This window comes from Clostridium sp. CS1-1, from assembly GCF_056135525.1.
The window spans coordinates 2,735,594-2,756,079 of sequence record NZ_CM148680.1 but is presented as its reverse complement, the minus strand read 5'-3'; the positions used below and the strand labels follow the sequence as shown (position 1 = coordinate 2,756,079).

Here is a 20,486-nt window from a genome sequence, read left to right as displayed (position 1 = left end):
AGAATAGGCATTGAATAAAAATAATGTTTCTATACAAAAGGCTCAAAAAGAAGAATATGATGAGTTGCGTAAGATTTTTTTAAATACAAGGCAAGAAACTTTTAATTGGGTAGAGCAAGACAGTATAAAATCAGATGATTTTGATAGTAGTACAGAAGGGGAATTAATATTAACAGCAAAAATAAATGATGACATTGCTGGGTTTGTTTCAATTTGGGAAGAAGGTAAATTTATTCACAATTTATTTGTTTCATCAAATTTTAAAAGGTGTGGAGTAGGCAAAGCATTGATAAATCAATCTGCAAAAGAAGTGGGGTTACCGCTAACTTTGAAGTGTGTAAAGATGAATGTAAATGCTTTACATTTTTATTTATCTCAAGGGTGGACAATCGAGGAAGAAGTTAGAGAAAGTGTACCATATTATTTAATGAAATATGAAAATATACTAGAAAAGTAATTATAATGCATGGTTATAGTTAGGCCACAGCTTTCTTATTCAACGTTACAATAATAAAAAACGAATGATTACTTAGAATGCCGTATTATTCAGAAATGGATTTTACGGTATTTTTACGTCTCAATTTAAAAACAATAAGACTCTACCCTAAAAATATGATAAATTCTATTCTTAATTAAAATAAATATGTATTTAGAGGACGTTTATCTTTCTGAGATTTAGAAATTTTTTAAATTATATAATAATAAAATAAAAAACATATAAATTTTAAAGATAATCCAACGAAAATTAAATAAAATGAAAAGGAGGAAATTTGTAGAAGCAAATCATGGTAGGCTATTTCTAAATTTTACTAGGGGGGAATCGAAGTGAAAATATCAAAATTTTTGAAGTTATCTGCGGCAATTTTTTTAGTATTATCAGTTTTAGTAGGAAGCAGTGTTTACTATTTAAATATTTATTTTAAAAGGGAACGTGAGGCTGTATCAAGGCAGGAAGAATTTAAACAGTTAGGAATTGATTTAGCAAATGCATCAGATTATTTAACAAATGAGGCAAGAAGATATGTTCAGTTTGGTGAAAAGGAACACTATGATAATTACTGGAAAGAGGTTAATGAAACTAAAACTCGTGATAAAGTTATTCAAAGATTAAAAGAATTAAATGCGCCAAAGGAGGAATTGGACTTAATAGAAAAAGCAAAGCACAACTCAGACGCCTTAATTGCAACAGAAGATGCTGCTATGAAGGCAGTAACTGCTGGGGACTTACAAAAGGCGAGGGTATTAATGTTTGATAATAATTATGATTCTAACAAAAAAATCATCGCAGACCCTATAAATGAATTCCAAAACAAAATGAATACTAGGGCACAAAATGAAACTGAGCAAGCTAAAAAAACTCTAAATATTGCTATGATTTTTACTAATGCTTTAATTATAATTCTTACTACCTTTATACTGTGTGTGTTTGTTGTAATGTCCAAAAAGATTTTTGGATTATCAAAGGTTTCTGACAAGCTCGAAGAACTTGCTAGTAATGAAGGTGACTTAACGTTAAGGTTAAATATAGATAGCAAAGATGAAATAGGACAAATAGCAGGTGCTTATAATAAAATGGTAGAGAATTTACAAACTCTAATCAAAGAAGTAACAAATACAACAGATAAAGTTGTAAATTCATCACAACACTTAATGTATACTAGCGAAGAAATCTCTGTTAAAATGAAAAACATATATGAGTCTGCAGAGCAAGTAGCAAAAGCTTCAGAAGATTTAAGTGCTACTATAGAAGAGATTAATGCATCTTCTCAAGAAATTGAATTAAATACGAACAATCTTACTAATAGAGCAAATGATGGTACCGAATCTGCAGTAGAGATTCAAGAGAGAGCAATTGCCGTAAAAAACAAAGGGGAAAGTGCTATTATTGTTGCGAATAATGTAAATGATGATAATTTATTAGATATTAAACAAGCTATTGAGGCCGGCAAAGTTGTTACTGAAATTAGAGATATGTCACAAGCTATAGCAAATATTGCATCCCAAACAAATTTATTATCACTAAATGCTGCAATAGAAGCTGCAAGAGCTGGCGAACAGGGAAAAGGATTTGCTGTTGTTGCAGATGAAGTAAGAAAGCTTGCGGAACAATCTTCTACTACGGCATCGAAAATACAAGAAGTCGTAACCGGAGTTGAGGATGCTTTCTCAAATCTCTCAAATAGTGCTGAAAAAGTATTGGAATTTATAAATAATCAGGTGAAATTAGATTATGAACTCTTAGTGGAAACAGGCATACAGTATGAAAAGGATTCTGCCTTTATAAATAATATAACAAAACAAATATCAGGCTCTTCAAAATTTGTACTTGAAACTATAGAAGAAGTAAATAATGCCATACAAAATGTTTCTGCAACAGCTGAAGAAACAGCAGCAAGTTCTGATGAAATATTAAATAACATAAATGAAACTGCATTAAGCATGGATAAAGTAGCTGAAGCTTCTAGAGAACAGGCAGAGCTAGTAAAAAATTTAAGCAATATGGTTAGAAAGTTTAAAGTATAGAATTTAGAGTGCTTATCTAAAAGATAAGCACTCTTTAGAATTTTATATGTATACTAAAATATCTATTTCATGGGTATAATATAAAGATTATTATAAAAGTAGCAAAATTACTTGAAATAAAAAAGAATAATCAATCTATTGAAATATTAATACATATATGATAGTATTATTTAAAACTTGAAATTTCTAAATGCTTTGAAGAGAAAGAGTAAGATATCTTTATCTTTTACAGAGAACTCCTGTTAGCTGAGAGGGAGTAAAGAAGAGTGTTCCGAATACATCTCTGAGCACCACACCAAATCTTTCGCAATTTGAAAGTAGTAGGCTGTAGGCGGGTCCTTTCGACCGTTAAAATGATAGAGTATCATGTCTAGTTAAGGCATTGTACTTGAAAAGGTTAGCATTGTGAGATGCTGATAAATTAAGGTGGTACCACGAATATTACTCTCGTCCTTATATGTTTATAAGGATGAGAGTTTTTTTATTTTACAAAAAAATAAATAACTATATAGTATAGGAGGAATTAAAATGATAAGTGTAGAAAATCAAATAAAAATAATAAAAAAAGGCTCTGCTGAAATAATTAATTTAAAAGAATTAGAGGGAAAATTAGTAAAATGCCAAAAGGAAAATAAGCCTTTAATAGTTAAGCTGGGGCTTGACCCAAGTGCGCCAGACATACACATTGGTCATGCGGTAGTATTAAGAAAAATTAAACAACTACAAGATTTAGGGCACAAGGTTGTAATAATAATAGGAGATTTTACTGGAATGATAGGCGACCCTACAGGGAAATCAAAAGCACGGAAACAGTTAACAAGAGAAGAGGTTCTTGAGAATGCTAAAACCTATGAAAAACAGATATTTAAAATACTGGATAGAGATAAAACAGATTTAAGGTTCAATAGCGAATGGCTAGCAAAGTTGAATTTTAAAGATGTAATTGAATTAGCTTCAAAGTATACAGTAGCAAGAATGCTAGAAAGAGAAGACTTTAAGAATAGATTTAAAAATCAGTTGAGCATTGGAATACATGAGTTTTTCTACCCTTTAATGCAAGCTTACGATTCAATTTCTATTAAAGCAGATATTGAATTTGGTGGAACAGACCAAAGATTTAATCTTTTAATGGGAAGAACTCTTCAAGAAGAGTACGGACAAGAAAGACAAATAGCTATATTTATGCCTTTACTGGAAGGAATAGATGGTAAGGAAAAGATGAGCAAAAGCTTAGGAAATTATGTTGGTATTGAAGAAAGTCCTAATAATATGTACACAAAGATTATGCAGATACCAGATAACCTAATAATAAAGTATTTTGAGCTAGCAACAGATATACATCCTGATAAAATTGATGAAATAAAAGAGAAGATTGAAAAGGATCAAGTTAATCCGAGAGATATAAAAATGAGACTTGCCAAGGAGGTTGTTACCTTATACCACAGTGAAAAAGAAGCATTGGCAGCAGAAACACACTTTAAAAGTTTATTTCAAAACAATGAAATCCCAGAAGATATACCAAATATAAAAATAATGCCAGAGGAAAATATAGTTAATGTTATTACTAAGTTTAGTCCAGAAACTTCAAAAAGTGAGGTCAAGAGACTTGTAGCACAAGGCGGCGTAAAAATAAATGGAGATAAAGTTGTAGACTTTAATAATCTGATTTTAAGTGATAAGGATATAGTTCAAGTAGGAAAAAGAAGGTTTTTTAGAGTATCAATTGAATGTTAGTATAGATATCTTAGCATAGAATTAGATTAGTGTGTTATAGACACTGTTTTGATCATAACTCATAATAACATCAAGTACTTCAGTGTGGAAAGATAAAAAATATCATGTTTTGCTTATTAAATCAAACAAATAAGTAATGACAAAAAATAAAAGAGATTTAAGATATGTTGACTAAATAAGCATTTTTTCGTAAAATATAAAATAATATAAAAAATTGCAATGACGAGAAGAGTAAATAAATAGATTCTTTTAAAGAGAGCTCCGGCAGCTGAAAAGGAGTAAAGAATAATTTGTTGAAACAAGCCTCGGAGCTTCATATGGATCTTTATTTGAAAGTGATATTATGACGTATGTTCACGTTACAGAACTAGAGTATAAGTATATATGATAATACCGTACTCGAAAAGATTAATATGGCAACATATTGATGAATTAAGGTGGCACCACGAAGGTTAACTCTCGTCCTTAAGACTATTAAGTCTTAGGGGCGGGAGTTTTTTATTATATGAACAAAATATAATGAAATTTCCTATAAGAATTTAAAGGATGTGATTAGATGGGGCAAGTAAGCTTTTTCGCTTAAAAGAGTTTATACCTCTTCAGATTTATCAGCGCACTATACAATCAACTAATAAAAAATTAACTTTAGGAGGTAGAAATATGTGTAATGATAAAGAAAATTTAAATTTTATAGATAGACTAGTTAAGACAGATTTAGAAGAGGGTATTTAGGAAAAAAATTATGAAAAAGTATAATTTTCAATGCAATAAAGTACAATAGCTTTTTGATTTTATTGAATAAGCGAAATATATTATTATTTTTGGCATAGTAGTTGTGCAGTAAAATAAAAAGTAGTGTTTCAACTGGCGAGTTCGGAATACGTGCATAAATTTTTGATCTAGGCGGAGGTTAAATAACGCAAATGCGCTGGTGAGTATTATCTGGCCTTTCACACTTTAAAAGTCCCTTCAGTACAATAGAAACTGAAGGGACTTTTAGTATAAGCTATTTTGTTATTGCCTAAGCTTTAATAGTTTGTTTTTTAATTGTTCTTCAATGTTTTGTAATTCTATTTCGGCTTCTTTACGTTTTTGACGTCCTTCTGTTTGTATACGAAGCACTTCATCAAGAGTTGAAATTAACGATTCGTTTGTTTGGCGAAGAGTATCAATATCAACGATTCCTCGTTCGGACTCTTTAGCTGTTTCTATAGTTGACATTTTAAGGGTTTCTGCATTCTTACGTAGAAGCTCATTTGTCATATTTGTTACCTCATTTTGAACCTTAGCTGCATTGTTAGAATGAGCAACTCCAAGAGCTAGCACAATTTGACTTTTCCAAAGTGGAATAGTGTTTACAATGGTTGACTGTATTTTCTCAGACATTAAAGAATCATTATTTTGAACTAAGCGAATTTGAGGAGCCATTTGAAGAGAAATCATTCTAGTTAGCTCCAAATCATGAATCTTTTTCTCAAAGCGGTTACAAAGGGATACAAAATCATTAGTTGCCTGGGCATCCTCGGGTAACCCACTAGCTTTTGCTCTTTCTACTAAGGCAGGAAGTTCCTCTTTCTCTAACTTTGAAAGCTTCTTTCTTCCAGCTAAAATATACATGGATAGCTCTTTAAAATATACCTTATTTATTTCATACATTTTATCAAGCATAGCAGTATCTTTTAAAAGTTGTATCTGGTGCTTTTCTAGGGCAGCACAAATTTTACTTATGTTTCCTTCAACCTTATCGTATTTTGCTTTCATATGAGTAATTTTTTGAGTGCTTTTCTTAAAAAGACCTAGAAAACCTTTTTTCTCATCTGCGGCATCAAAATTCTTTAGTTCACCTACTACATTAGTAAGCATTTCGCCTATTTCCCCTAAGTCCTTAGTCTTTACATTATTTAAAGCATTTTCAGAGAAATCTGCAATTTTCTTCTGAGCACCTACTCCATATTGTAGAATTGAATTGGAGTTAGTAATATCAATTTTGTTTACAAATTCGTCTACAATTTTCTTTTCATCTTCTGTTAAATAACTATCATCAAGAACTTCTGCTTGTTTCTTTTCCTCAACTACAGGAGCCATAGGAGTCTCATCCTGAAAAGGCTCAAAGGATAGACTTGGTGTCACATTAATATCATCTTTAAATTCATTATTCATTCTCAATTCCCCCTTTGTTGGTCTCTATACTACTTTTTAAAATCATTTTTAGTCAACCCTTCTTGCTTAAACAGTGTTTCAAGCACAGAGATATCTGTAGAAATATCCAAAGCAACTTCTCCAAATAAATCATCTATTAACTTCTCAAAAGCAAAATTAATTATATCTATAGTTTTTTCGATTTCATTTTTTGCATTTTTTATGTTAACACCCTGAACTGGCTGATCATTGAGGTCTTTATATGCATTTACCAATTTTAAAGTTATAGGAAGATAATGGTTAGTAAATTTATTAACCTCAGGCAACTTTTGAGGGTTATTTTCTAGATATTTAAATATTTGGTCTACAATGTTTTGGAGTCTATATAATTTCGTTGAAATTTCCTCTCTGTTAATAGAATCACTTGCACTTTTTATCTGTTCAATATAGCTTTTCCCCAATTCAATTACATATCTTAATTCTTTTTTTTCTGGATTATCTAGGTCTTCATTTATTTCCACTTGTATTTTTAATTCAGCCTCATTGCGATACTTAAAGGCCTTTTGTGAATCTAAATAATTCTGATAAACTTCATTATTTAACATAAAGTAGGTTTTTTTATCATCAAAACGTGCTTGGGGAAACATTCCTAAATCAATCATTTTATTTAAATCTTTAACAATGAACTTTTTCTTCTTTCTAATAGAAGAAGTTAATTCTTCTATGGAACAATAGTACTTGCTATCAAGAATCTTTACGTACTGATTAAAACGCTTTACCCTTTTTCTTAAATTCACACCTTTTAAAGCAAAAGCTATGCTTGATATAAAGAAAGAAAACAAAAGTCCCAAAGTAATGTAATTAGCCGTTGAAAATACACTTAAAAAAGAAGTGAATATTGAGTATGCAATTAACAGAGCACCGAATACTCCTCCACTTATAAACCCTAATGTCATATAAAGTATTCCTGATATTCGCCCAACTGGTTTTTGAGAAATATACATTTGTACTTTATTTTCATCTTTTGGAGCTATACTAGTAACAGTTCTAATTCGCTTGTATGTTTTATTTGTTAAATTTTCATTAAAATGCTGTGATTTATTCTTTAAATTTGTTTTTATTTCATTTAAGGTGTCATTAGCCTTATCATTAATATCACCTTTTAATTTAGCAAAATCTATAACGTTGAACGTATTTTTTAATGTATCTCTAATTTGGTCTTCTAAATCTGAAAAATCCATTTTTCCCATACCCATGCCTCCAAATTATTTTCTTATAAATCAGTATAATTGTAATAACATTTTGGCTCTATTATATATCATTCCTGTGCAAATTACAATTTGCAACAAATTCCTAATTACACTTGATAGCACACCTTCTAGGCACATTTTTTCTAATGGAACTAGAATCATTAGCTCTATAAATATGCTAATTATCGATTGTTTTTAATATTTTCAAGGATAAGGATTCTAAATAATATATACAACGAATTTACTATTTCCTATGTTAAGAGGTTGATTGAATAACATCATATATTTTTAGATAAAATATATTTAACTGAGAAAATTTCCTGAAAAGAATTTTAAGTAAGAGGATACAAAGACATGTATTTTAAATTGAGAGTAGAGTAGTAGTTAAAAGTTAACCAATAATATATTGACAGGAGTGGGAAAATGGATGGCTCTAAACAAACACATAATTTTACGGTAAGTATTGCTCCGATGGTGGACAGAACTGATAGACATTTTAGATACTTTTGTAGAATCATAACTAAGGAATCTCTACTTTATACAGAGATGATAACAACTTATGGTTTAATCAATGGAGATAGAAAAAGACTTTTAGATTTTAGTCCTTATGAAAAGCCAGTAGCACTTCAAATTGCCGGCTGCAACCCAAATGAAATTTATGAGGCGGTTAAAATAGCAGAAGATTGGGATTACGATGAGATAAATTTAAATGTTGGATGTCCTTCTGACAGGGTAGCCGGAAATGAGATGGGAGCAGTACTGATGGCATATCCAGAACTAGTTGCCGAAATGGTTTTGGCAATGAAGAAAGCTACGAAGAAGCCTGTTACTGTGAAAAATAGAATAGGGATTGAAGGGAACAATGTGCTTCCAAGTTCCTTTAGTCGAACTCTCCTTGATAAATACGAGGATATGGAAAACTTTATAAAAATAGTTTCACAAGCAGGAGTAGAAAACTTCGTAGTACACGCGAGAATCGCTATCCTAGAAGGATTAAGTCCAAAAGAAAACAGAGAGGTACCACCATTAAGATATGAAGAAGTTTATAAGCTAAAAAAAGGATTTCCTAACCTGAATATTATAATCAATGGAGGAATTAAAACAGAGGAAGATATAGAAAAGCATTTACAGTATGTAAATGGAGTTATGATTGGACGGGCATCATATGAAAATCCATTTTTTCTAACAAAGGTTGATAAATACTTTCCAAATAAAACAGAAAATAAAATTACAAGAAGAGAAATTATAGAAAACTTTATTCCATATGTTGAGGATGAAGAAAGAAAGGGTACTCCTACAAATGTGCTGCTCAGACATATATTAGGTCTATTTTATGAGAAAAGAGGCAGCAGGATTTGGAAGCAGCTTATTACGCCGCCATATGTAAAAGAGAAAAGCGGTATTCAAATATTAAGTGAAGCATTAAAGATGTTGCCACAGGAGATTCTAGATGAAAAGCTATAGCTGAAGGTTGAAATTTTGAATAATATAATGCTATTTAAATGTTGAATTAAGAACTAATATTTGTTATGCTTTTGTCGTGAACTTATGAAAGTTTGAGGTAAAAGTTTAGGATGATTGAACGGGAAAGATACTTGAATCGTGATTTTATGATACAAGGTAATAAAATTCTAGGGGAGTAAAGGGAGTAGAATGAAGAAATATAAATGTATAATCTTTGATTTAGATGGAACTATTTTAGATACAGAAAAAATGAATGTGATACCACTACAAAAGCTAATTAAAGAGGAATTAGGACAAGATATTTCATACAATGATTTATTAAAGTATAGAGCTTATACAGGTAAAAAAACATTAGAGATACTAGGATTTAAAGATATTGAAGCATCTTATGCTAAGTGGGTAAAATATGTTAATGAATATGAAGAGGGAGCAAAGTTATACGAAGGTTTCAATGAAGTTATTGAAACTTTAGATAAAAATGGAATACTTTGTGGTATATCTAGTTCGAAAATGAAAAAACAGTATGAAATAGATTTCTTTAAAACAGGTCTACAAAATTATATGAAAAGTGTTGTTTTAGCAGAGGATACAGAAAATCATAAGCCACATCCAGAACCATTACTAAAAGCTATTAAGATATTAAATATGGAGCCAAAGCATTCATTGTATATTGGTGACACTATAGCAGATTATAAAGCAACCAGAGGCGCAGGAATGGATTTTGCTTTAGCGGTATGGGGAGCAGCAGATACTACAGGAATTGAAGCGGATTATAACTTAAATGAACCAAAAGATCTTTTAAAGGTGTTAGGATTATAAAGTGAAACTTGAATCAATCCAGGGACGTAGCCGCTCGAAACGTACTGTTTAAAGAACAGGAGTATTAGAGCGGGTAGTCATCGGATAAATAAACGTCCGAAAAATTCAGTTCCGGAAGGTGCTCATTGTTAATATTTTTTATGGTTTATAATTTGATTGTAACGTTGTATGAAAGTATGTAGTCCATTGCTAACATTAAAAGAGCTAATCCAATATGGGATGCTCTTTTATTTTTTAGAAAAGATGGGTTATTTCATATAAATGATAATATCTGTAACATATGTTACAGAGTTAATTTGGATAATGTGGTATATTATATATGAAAACAGTAATAAGAGAAGGAACAACTAAACAATATTGTGAGATTGTAACAATACTAAAAGTAAATAAAATCATAATTAAATAAGTAAAAATTAATTAAGGGGGACAAATATATGTCAAATAATGATGTTAAAGAAGTAAAGAAAGTTGAGCCGAATCCAATGTTTTGTTACCAATGTGAGCAAACTCCAGTTACAGGTTGTACTAAATTTGGAGTATGTGGTAAAAATCCTGATATAGCAAGCTTACAAGATATAATGATACTTGGTCTTAAAGGTGTAGCTGCTTATGCAACTCATGCAAGAGAGCTTGGAGTTTACGATGAAGAAGTAAACCAAATTACACATGAAGCATTATATACAACACTTACAAACTCAAACTTTAGTTTAGAAGAAAACGTAGGAATGGCTTTAAAAGTTGGTAGTGCTGCAGTTAAAATAATGGACGTGCTTGATAGAGCACATACAGCAAAACTAGGTGTTCCAACTCCAGTTACAATATCCCAAGATAAAATAGAAGGTCACTGCATATTAGTAACAGGACACAATCTTTATGCTTTAGAAGAACTATTAAAGCAAACAGAAGGCAAAGGAATTAACATATATACTCACTCAGAAATGATTCCAGCTCACGGATACCCAGAACTTAAGAAATACTCTCATTTAAAAGGTAACGTAGGTAAAGCATGGTATGACCAAAGAAAGTTATTTGAAGAGTTCCCAGGAGCAATACTTGGAACAACAAACTGCTTAATGCCAATAACTACAGGAACTTATGGAGACAGATTCTGGACTTATGGAACGGCAGGACTTCAAGGAGTTGCAAAGATAGTTAATGATGACTTTAGTCCAATCATTGAAAAAGCATTATCACTAGAAGTTGTTAATAAAGATTCAGATAAGACTGTTACAACAGGTTTCCACCATAATACAGTATTAAGCATAGCACCAGAAATAATAGAAGCAGTTAAGGCTGGCAAGATAAAGAGATTCTTTGTTATAGCTGGTTGTGATGCTCCAACAAAAGGAAGAGATTATTACAGAGATTTAGCTTTAGCACTTCCTAAGGAAGCAGTACTATTAACAACATCTTGCGGAAAGTTCAGATTTAATGATGTTGATTATGGAACAGTACCTGGAACAGACATTCCAAGATATATTGACCTTGGACAATGTAATAACTCAGGTTCAGCAGTTAAAATTGCTTTAGCTTTAGCAGAAGCTTTTGGATGTACAGTAAATGACTTACCATTAAGCATAATATTATCATGGTTTGAGCAAAAAGCTGTTGCTATCCTTCTTGGATTATTTAGCCTTGGAGTTAAAAATATCCATGTAGGACCAAGTGCACCTAAGTTTATAACTCCTGGGGTACTAAAAGTGTTACAAGATAACTTTAACCTTCAGTTAATAAGCGGAGATGCTAAGGCTGACCTTGCTAAATTTATGGGTTAATAGTTTACTATATTTACAAATGATAAAGAGCCAAGAATAATTTTTTATTCTTGGCTTAGATTGATTTAAGATGTTTGCCATTTAATTAGTTAGATAGCTATATTATTAAAAAACAAAGTAACCAAGCATAGTGTTTTTACGGCGTAATCCGACTATTATGTTTAAATATTATAGACTTATGATAGATGGACTTTCTTCCTATTAAACTATCCTTGATTGTTATATAAAGTGAAACTTGAATCAGATGGGGTTTTAACCCCACCTGATTCTTAGTTGAACCAATCCAGGGACGTAGCCGCACTTTACTCCCTCTTTGATAAGAGGGAGTATTAGAGCGGGTAGTCATCGGATAAATTTTCATATGGCGTGAAGAGCACTTGGTTAATTCCAGGTGCTTGTTTATTTGCAAATCATTCAACGATTTAATTATTTTTACATATATGGTATAATATGTAAAAATGGTTAAATCGGGGGAGCGATAACTATGGGGATAGGTAAAATAGCAAAAATAACACAAGTACAAATAAATAAAAATCTAAATCAACAGCATAAAAAGAAACATAAAAAAGAAGAAAAAGATTTATCCTTTTCTGATGTATTAAAATCGGTGCATGAAATAATTAGTGCGAAATAGGGCTCATTTGAGCTATTTTTCACCGGAAATAAGTGATATATATATTTTCTTTAGTAAAAATAATATAGCATAAATGATTGTATATTGCCCTTAAAGTAAGTTATAATATTTTTAGCGAATGAATGGAATAATTTCTCTAAATGCTCTTAAAGTCGGTTCTGACAGGTCTTGAAATCTTTTAATTGCGTGAATGGTATGGAATTGTCATACTAAAAGAAAAAATATTCTATGAATTGAGAAGGTAAATAAAATTACCTTCTTCTTATTGTGCAACTAATACTTGTTATACGAGTGGTCTTAGCTTATACTCTGGGGAATGGACTATATTAAGTCGGAATTATATTTCCTTATAGTTTTATTTAGTACATTTCCAGAAATTATACTTGTCAATTTATTAAAAAATACTTTATTATAATTATTGGTAAAATATAAAGAACCTCCTTTTGTAGATCTCTCATCAAAATTTATTTAACCAAAAGATACTTTTTCAGTATTTAATTCTTTCTGGTGTCAACAAGTATTTGTTTTTTGATGCAGCATTAGTAGGTAAAGTATGAATATATTAATTTTTGTTATATGCTTAATTATAAAAGTAATATTGAATGATGTAATTGAGAATATTTCGTATATTATAAATCTAGTGATTTTTATCTAAAATTTTTTTGAGTTTAAGTTTTATTTTTGATTAAGATGGAGGCATGATTAGCAATATGGACTTGGCTGTTAATGAAATCAATAAAATAATTAAGAATGTAATAGAAAAGATAAGTTCAAGCAGAGGACAAATACTTGATATTGTGGATAATATAAGAAGGAACCAGGAAAACTTGATGCTTGAATTAGGTGAAGTTATAAATGATGTTACTAGGATTATTTATGAGGTTGATGAACTAGAAAAGCAAGATAAGGCTTGCAGAAGAAGACTGGTTGAGGTCTCTGCAAATTTTTTGAAATTTACTGAAAGTGATATTAAGGAGGCCTATGAAAAAGCGTCAAATATAAGAGTTAAGTTTCTTACAAAGCAAAATGAAGAAAAATCATTAAGAGAACGAAGAGATAGTTTGGAAAGAGCTCTTAAAGATATAATGACGAATATTAAGAGCGGTGAAAACATAATTAATCAAATAAGTATCGCTCTTGGTTGTTTGGAGGGAGATATTTTTTCTGTATTAGAGGGAGCAGATAAAAATTCAGAAATGTTTATTGGGATAAAGGTTTTAGAGGCTCAAGAAAATGAAAGAAAGAGAATTGCAAGGGATGTTCATGATGGACCTGCCCAGCATATGGCCAATGTAATTATGAAGGTTGATATTTGTAATATGGTCATTCAAAGGAATTTGCAAGAAGGACTTAAGGAATTGGCAGATTTAAAGGAAAGTGCGAAGGTAGCTTTAAGGGAAGTAAGAAGTATTATATTTGATTTAAGACCAATGTCTTTAGATGATTTGGGGTTAAGTGAAACTATTTACCAAATTGTAAATGCTATTTCTCAAGAATTAGGTATTGATATAAAATTAGAATTAAAGCCTATCACTACAGAAATAGAACACATTATTCAGATTGCAGTATATAGAATTATTCAGGAAATATTCAACAACATTAGAAAGCACTCTAAAGCAAAGCATGTAAAAGTAAAGCTAGATTACGGTACAAAATATCTAATATTAATAATAACTGATGATGGTATTGGATTTAATGTAGAGGAAACTTTAAAGACAGTAAAAACACAGGGATCTTCCTATGGACTTATTAGCATTTTAGATAGAGTGAATCAGCTTCAGGGTGAAGTTCAAATTAGATCTGCAGAGGGGACAGGCACCACCTATACCATTAAGCTTCCAATCAATCGAGAGGTGATAAAGAATGAAAAAAATGGTAATTAAAATATTAATTGCTGATGATCATGATATAATAAGGCAGGGTTTAAAGAGAATTATAGGCTTTGAAGATGATATGGTTATTGCTTTTGATGCGAAAAATGGGGAAGAGGCTCTGAAGCTTTTAACGGAGCATCAGATAGATATTGTTCTTTTAGATTGCAATATGCCCATAATGAATGGTATTCAGGCTCTTAAAAATATAAGGGATCAGGGAGTTAATACTAAAGTCATAATGCTAACTGTTGAAAATGATAGAAAGACTATTAATACAGCAATAGAAATTGGAGCAGATGGGTATATGCTTAAGGATTCTGCAGGAACAGAGATTGTAAATGCAATCCGATTAGTGTATAATGGTGAAAAATATATTGATAAATCATTAGTTTCCATTCTTTTTTCACATATAAAAATTAAAGAAGAGAAGACGCTAAGTGTTTTAGATAATCTCTCAAAAAGAGAAGTTGAAGTGCTTATTAAAATCTCCAAAGGACTTAGTAATAAAGAAATTGGACAACAACTATATCTTTCTGAAAAAACAGTTAAAAACTATGCTACGAATCTTTTTAAAAAGATAAATGTAAGTGATCGAGTTCAGGCGACAATTCTTGCAATACAAAATAATATTGAAGAATATTACATAAATGAATATAGATAATCAATCTTAAGGGACTTTAGTCCCTATTTTTTTGTGACTTTTTTACTTATGAAATGTGACCTTTGCAATCTGCAAAACTAACAGTAGACAAGGATATAATAAAATCAACAGATAATATGATAAAATTGTCGAACGGAAAAAATATTATGAGTAATGCGTTTTAAGGAGGAGCAACTTATGAAGAGCACAAAAAAATTATTAGTAGCAGCATCTATAGTAACTGGAGTAGCTTTAGGAGGCAAAACTGTACATGCACAGCAAGTAATAGATAGTAAGATATCTAAACCAGATACATACAACTATAATGATTATTCTAAAGTAACCATTAAGTTAAATGGAAAAGGAGTCATTGTTAAAAACATACAGGGAGCTTTAAATTTATACTTTGGAGCTGGACTTTCCGAAGACGGGATATATGGAAAGCATACAGAAGATGCCGTTAAGAGTGTACAAAAAAAGTTAGGTATAAGTGCTGATGGGGTTTTTGGACCAAAGACAGCTAAAGCTTTACTAGATTATGTTAATAATGCTTCATTAAAAGATAATAGTAAATTTAGTCTAGTATCTGTGGGTATTCAAAAAAATATAGAATCTAAAATAACTTTAGGGAAAAAAACTGTGGATGCACAGCAAGAAAAAACTACTAAAGTAACTAAACCAACTACATATAATTATAATGATTTTTCTAAAGTAAATATTAAGTTAAATGAAAAAGGGGCTATTGTTAAAAATATTCAAGAGACCTTAAATCTATATTTTGGAGCTGAAATTGCTGAAGATGGTATATATGGAAAGAGTACAGAAAATGCTATTAAAAGTGTACAAAAAAAGGTAGGGGTAGGTGCTGACGGAGTTTTTGGGCCTAGAACTGCTGAAGCTTTGCTGAATTATGTTAATAACAATTATTCTGCTTCTGTAGATGATAATAATGGATTTAGTCCAATACCTTTAGATATTCAAAAAAAACTTATCTCTTTAGGTTATAACCTAAAAGTAGATGGAAATTTAAATAGCTATGATACTATATCAGCGATAAAACAATTTCAAAAAGAAAATAATTTATCTATAAGTGGTAAGGCCGATATAAATTTAGCAAATAGACTATGTAAAGATGACAAAGTAAAGATTGATGAAACAGCAGAATTTAAATCTGATACTGATTATTACGTATTAATAAGTTCTTCAGATCACATAGGTAGAGTTTATCAAGAAATAAATGACGAATGGAAAGAGATTAAGTGTTTTGATATTCTTTCGGGAAAAGTTACTAAAGGAGAATACAAATCTGGACTTCAAGGTAAAAAAGCAAAGTTTAATGAGGTGGAAATGAGAAACTTTACTCAAATCGATGGTTTAAATGTTTTCTATTCTGCTGAAAAAGAATCAGGATATGGCTTAAGAGTTTTAGATGAAAGTGCTAAATTTTTAAGTGGAATACCGCATAAAACAGCTATAAAAGTATTTTAAAAATCAACGTCAAAAAGGTTAATTTTACCATATCATGAAAAATAAATTGACTATATCATGGTTTAGGTCATTTTTAAATTTATTTAAAATGCAACAAAAGACTTGTCTCAGTATAACTGCTAAGTCAGGTCTTTTGTTGCAATTTGGTTAGGGTTTTTGAGATAGATTTTTGCTCATAAGTTTTACAAATGCAATATTCTAGATAGGAATTATCCTTAAATAAAAACGCTAGATTGCTATTGTTAGCACGCTCTAACAAGAAATTGCCATATGGAAATATATATGATAATATGAAATTTGAGGAAGAGGATTTACATAGGAGGAATTAATAGTGTATACATATAAAAGTTATAGTGATGATTCAAAACAACAAATCAAAATCTTATTAATCAAGTATATATCAGTTCTAGTTCTATCTGTTATTTTCGCTCAAGTTTTTCATAATAGTTGGATTAAATATCTAGAAGTTTACCATACGGTTTTAGAGCTAATATGTGTATTTACAGCGTTATCGATATTTATAGCTGTTTGGCTTACTTATAACCGTAACGTGCCAAGCAACTGTATATTAGGCCTTGGATATCTGACAGTTGGAATATTTGATATACTTCACACCTTTTATTTTCTGAAATTAGATATATCTTATGGTACACATTTTGACTTATCAACAATATATTGGATATTAGGAAGATTATTTGAGGCTGTAGTATTGTATATTTCGATACGAACAACAAAACTAAAATTAGGCAAGGTGATAAGTCTGCTTATTATTCTAACAGTTACTTTTGGCATATCATATCTTAGTAAGACCTATCATGATTATTTGCCAGTATTGTTGAATGAGCAAGGAGTTACTCCGACAAAAGTAGCTCTAGAGTATTTAATTATTTTTATTTACCTTATAGGCTTATGCAAGTTAAAGAATAAGGTAAATGACAAAGGAATAATAAATTATAAATATATTTTTATTTCTATACTGCTTAGCATATCTTCAGAGCTGTGCTTCACTTTGTATAGTTCAGTTTATTCAATGTCATGGACAATAGGACATGTATTAAAGATTATTTCATACGTTTTTCTTCTAAAGGGTATCTACATAAGTACCGTAATCTATCCTTATGAGAGATTGGAAATTGAACATAAAAGGCTAGATTCTCTAAGTGAAACTCTAAATGATGTATTAGATACTCTGCCGATGGCAGTATTTAAGTATGATTTAAATACTAGAGTAGAATACGTAAACAAAAAATTTGAGGAGCTTTTTAGTTGTAGCAGAGATGAGCTGATAGGGCTAACAACTTTGGATATGTTAGAGAAATTTCCTCGGGTTGAGAAAGAAGAGCGTGTTCTTTCTGATTTAGCTCTAGAGAGCGAAGGAAAGGTTATCAGTAATATCAGAACTTATAAAATGACAAATGGAGAGTATAAAAAATTATTCATAAATACATGGAAAATAAGAGATAGCGTTTTTTCAATAATGAGAGAGGCAAAAGAGGAACAAGAGCTCCAAAATCTCCATATTCAAACGGAGACTATATTTAATGCTGTAAGCAATTGCGTACTTATGATAGATACGAATAGGAAGGTAGTTTTATGCAATAATGCACTTGCTGAAGTTTTTGAAATGGACAAGGAAACTGTTATAGGAATGAATGTAGACGAACTGAATAACTTAATTGATTTTGAGGCCAAAGAGCTTCCAGATTTGGCTCTAAGCGGCAACAAGGATAACCAATTTTTTGAGGCATCATTAACTACTCCTAAAGGAAATAAAAAAGAGCTTATGATTTATATATCTTCTATTAAAAATGTTTATGGGGAGATAATTGGTGGAATAAGCGTAAGTAATGATGCAACAGAACTTAAGAAACAGCAGGAAAAACTGATGCAGCAGGAAAAACTAGCACTCTTAGGTCAGATGGGAGCAGCTATAGTCCACGAAACAAGAAATTATCTCACCACTATAAAAGGTCGCTGTCAGTTAATAAACTTACTTGACTGTAATGAAGATGTACAAAGGCATGCAGTAAAAATCAACGATGAGGTTGATGAAATTAATAAGATAATAAGTGAATTTTTATTTCTCTCAAAGCCGCGGAAAACAGAACTAATTGAAGTTTCTATGATTGATATATTCCAATCTGTTAAGAGTATGGTGGAAACAACCTCTCTTGTAAAAGGCGTAAATGTAAATGTAAGGTTATCAAAAGAAGAGCGATATTTATTGTGTGATGAAGGACAATTAAAACAGGTTATATTGAACATCTGTAAAAATGCAGTAGATGCTATGTGTCAAAAGGTAGATGGGAAGCTTGATATAGAAACAGGTTACAATGAGGCCTATAATGAAATGTTTATCAAGATAAGCGACAATGGAAAAGGTATATCTAATGAAGATTTAAAGAAAATTGGGACACCATTTTTTACAACTAAAAGTAACGGCACTGGCCTAGGACTTAGCGTATGCTACAATATAATTAAAGAACATAATGGTAGAATAGAAGTGACAAGTGAGGTAGGTGTAGGTACAACCTTTGCATTGATTTTACCTTGCCTCGAAGATGATGGATTAGAGGAAGTAGTATAGTAGAGGATGAAATAAAAATCGCCCCGCTAAGTGAGAACGTTCATAGGTTTGTGTAAAATTATATAGATGAGGTCTAACTTAATTGGAAATTACTATAGGAAAAAATTCCTGTAGTAATTTTTACTTTTTGTGGTAATACTAGATAATGTCGTAGTATAGCTTTTATCTGTTAGTATTGTTTGTAATTTTTTCATTATTATTCTCTTTTATTCAAAAAAGTACAAGCGTAGCTTTTTAGATATATTGTTCAAGCCTATCTTCAAACATTATACTAAGTTGAGCTAATGTTAAGAACCAGTTCTGACTCGGCGAAGTCCATTTTCTCATAATCTGCTCTGTAGCTAAATATAGAGCTTTCATCAATGAATCATCCGTAGGGAATGATGTTCTAATCTTAGTAAATTTTCTTAGCTGCCTGTTGAATCCCTCTAAAGCATTTGTAGTATATATTATTCTTCTAATCTCTGGTGGAAAAGCAAAATATGTAGATAAGTTCTCCCAGTTATTCTTCCAAGACTGTATAACTATTGAATACTTTTCTCCCCAAGTGTCTTCCAAAGTTTGAAGGGAATTTAGAGCTATTTGCTCACTTGTTGCTTGATATACAGATTTTAAATCCTTCATAAAAGCCTTACTGTCCTTTGAAGCTACATATCTTATAGAATTTCTAATCTGGTGTATTATGCAGTTTTGTATACTTACATTAGGGAACACAGCTTTTATAGCATCAGGCAAACCTTTAAGACCATCCATACAGGCAATTAGTATATCCCTTACCCCTCTATTTTTAAGGTCGTTACAAACTGATAACCAGAACTTAGCTCCTTCCTGTTCTCCAATCCAAATACCAAGTATATCCTTATAACCCTTAGTATCTAAAGCCATACAAATGTATGCAGCCTTACTTACAATCCTATGTTCTTCTTTAACCTTAAAATGAATAGCATCCATATAAACTATAGGGTATACAAGGTCTAACGACCTATTTTGCCAGGCGATAGCCGTTTCGATAACCTTATCTGTTATTTTTGAAATCATCGTAGGAGATATATCAACTCCATAAAGTTCATCAATTTCTGATTTAATATCGTCCACAGACATGCCTCTTGCATATAGACCTATAACCTTTTTATCAAGCTCATTACAAACTGTTTCATATTTCTTCACAATCCTAGGCTCAAATTCTGATTTTCGGTCTCTTGGCACACTTACATCAACTTCTCCGAAGCTGGTTCTAATATTCTTCTTACTATAGCCATTTCTGTAGTTCTTATTATCATTGTTCTCTCTCTCATACTTCTCTCTACCGAGATGTTCTTCCATCTCAGCCTCTAAGAATTGCTGAATTATGTTGCCAAATAACCGTTGCATTAGCCCATTCTTTCCAACTAAATCCTCCATACTCTTACATTTATTTAGTTCTTTATTTAAATCTATATCTGGTATTTGTAATTGTTTCATTTCTTTTTCTCCCTTCATAAACCATTGTGGTTATTATTCCCATAAATACCAGCTATACATACATAAAAAAAGCATACATAGATTTGATTTACACAAAT

Annotated in this window: 14 protein-coding genes and 2 other annotated features; of the genes, 11 read left to right on the top strand and 3 right to left on the bottom strand. The window is 30.9% G+C overall.

The genetic code is table 11. The features are described from left to right. Positions 1-10 precede the first annotated feature (10 nt). The 3 genes from AC0N0V_RS13010 (at position 11) to tyrS (ending at position 4,257) form a co-directional block, all read left to right on the top strand. On the top strand, positions 11-457 hold the full coding sequence (locus AC0N0V_RS13010) for a GNAT family N-acetyltransferase (RefSeq protein WP_474458378.1): 447 nt from the start codon (positions 11-13) through the stop codon (positions 455-457). A gap of 368 nt (positions 458-825) precedes the next feature. Next, positions 826-2,523, top strand: coding sequence for a methyl-accepting chemotaxis protein (locus AC0N0V_RS13005; protein ID WP_474458377.1), 1,698 nt, complete (start codon positions 826-828; stop codon positions 2,521-2,523). Between the two features lie 186 nt (positions 2,524-2,709). Next, positions 2,710-2,981, top strand: a binding site (T-box leader). Between the two features lie 70 nt (positions 2,982-3,051). Then, positions 3,052-4,257 carry a tyrosine--tRNA ligase gene (gene tyrS / locus AC0N0V_RS13000; protein ID WP_474458376.1) on the top strand — a complete coding sequence of 402 codons (1,206 nt, stop codon included), beginning with the start codon at positions 3,052-3,054 and terminating at the stop codon, positions 4,255-4,257. A 210-nt stretch (positions 4,258-4,467) separates the two neighbouring features. Then, positions 4,468-4,727, top strand: a binding site (T-box leader). Between the two features lie 544 nt (positions 4,728-5,271). Here tyrS and AC0N0V_RS12995 read toward each other — a convergent pair. Then, entirely contained in the window at positions 5,272-6,417 is a 1,146-nt protein-coding gene (locus tag AC0N0V_RS12995; protein ID WP_474458375.1) for a toxic anion resistance protein, read from the bottom strand. A 29-nt stretch (positions 6,418-6,446) separates the two neighbouring features. Further along, positions 6,447-7,646, bottom strand: a complete 1,200-nt coding sequence (locus tag AC0N0V_RS12990) for a 5-bromo-4-chloroindolyl phosphate hydrolysis family protein (RefSeq protein ID WP_474458374.1) — start codon at positions 7,644-7,646, stop codon at positions 6,447-6,449. A 423-nt stretch (positions 7,647-8,069) separates the two neighbouring features. Here AC0N0V_RS12990 and dusA point away from each other — a divergent pair, with 423 nt between their 5' ends. The 8 genes from dusA (at position 8,070) to AC0N0V_RS12950 (ending at position 18,927) form a co-directional block, all read left to right on the top strand. Then, positions 8,070-9,110 (top strand): tRNA dihydrouridine(20/20a) synthase DusA, encoded by a 1,041-nt coding sequence (gene dusA / locus AC0N0V_RS12985; RefSeq protein WP_474458372.1) that lies wholly within the window; start codon positions 8,070-8,072, stop codon positions 9,108-9,110. Positions 9,111-9,299: 189 nt separating this feature from the next. Continuing rightward, the gene (locus tag AC0N0V_RS12980; protein ID WP_474458371.1) at positions 9,300-9,929 is read left to right on the top strand and encodes an HAD family hydrolase; all 630 of its coding nucleotides are present in this window, start codon (positions 9,300-9,302) and stop codon (positions 9,927-9,929) included. A 482-nt stretch (positions 9,930-10,411) separates the two neighbouring features. Continuing rightward, a complete protein-coding gene (gene hcp / locus AC0N0V_RS12975; RefSeq protein ID WP_474464528.1) occupies positions 10,412-11,704 on the top strand; it encodes a hydroxylamine reductase in 1,293 nt (430 codons plus the stop codon). 484 nt (positions 11,705-12,188) lie between these two features. Beyond that, on the top strand, positions 12,189-12,338 hold the full coding sequence (locus tag AC0N0V_RS12970; RefSeq protein ID WP_474458369.1) for a hypothetical protein: 150 nt from the start codon (positions 12,189-12,191) through the stop codon (positions 12,336-12,338). 698 nt (positions 12,339-13,036) lie between these two features. Then, on the top strand, positions 13,037-14,221 hold the full coding sequence (locus AC0N0V_RS12965) for a sensor histidine kinase (RefSeq protein ID WP_474458368.1): 1,185 nt from the start codon (positions 13,037-13,039) through the stop codon (positions 14,219-14,221). Further along, positions 14,202-14,873, top strand: coding sequence for a response regulator (locus AC0N0V_RS12960; protein ID WP_474458367.1), 672 nt, complete (start codon positions 14,202-14,204; stop codon positions 14,871-14,873). The genes AC0N0V_RS12965 and AC0N0V_RS12960 overlap by 20 nt, the downstream gene beginning before the upstream one ends. Positions 14,874-15,050: 177 nt before the next feature. Then, on the top strand, positions 15,051-16,340 hold the full coding sequence (locus AC0N0V_RS12955) for a peptidoglycan-binding domain-containing protein (protein ID WP_474458365.1): 1,290 nt from the start codon (positions 15,051-15,053) through the stop codon (positions 16,338-16,340). A gap of 331 nt (positions 16,341-16,671) precedes the next feature. After that, the gene (locus tag AC0N0V_RS12950; RefSeq protein ID WP_474458364.1) at positions 16,672-18,927 is read left to right on the top strand and encodes an MASE3 domain-containing protein; all 2,256 of its coding nucleotides are present in this window, start codon (positions 16,672-16,674) and stop codon (positions 18,925-18,927) included. Between the two features lie 234 nt (positions 18,928-19,161). Here the strand turns inward: AC0N0V_RS12950 and AC0N0V_RS12945 are convergent, their stop codons facing one another. Beyond that, positions 19,162-20,388 carry an IS256 family transposase gene (locus tag AC0N0V_RS12945; RefSeq protein WP_474464472.1) on the bottom strand — a complete coding sequence of 409 codons (1,227 nt, stop codon included), beginning with the start codon at positions 20,386-20,388 and terminating at the stop codon, positions 19,162-19,164. Positions 20,389-20,486: the final 98 nt, after the last annotated feature.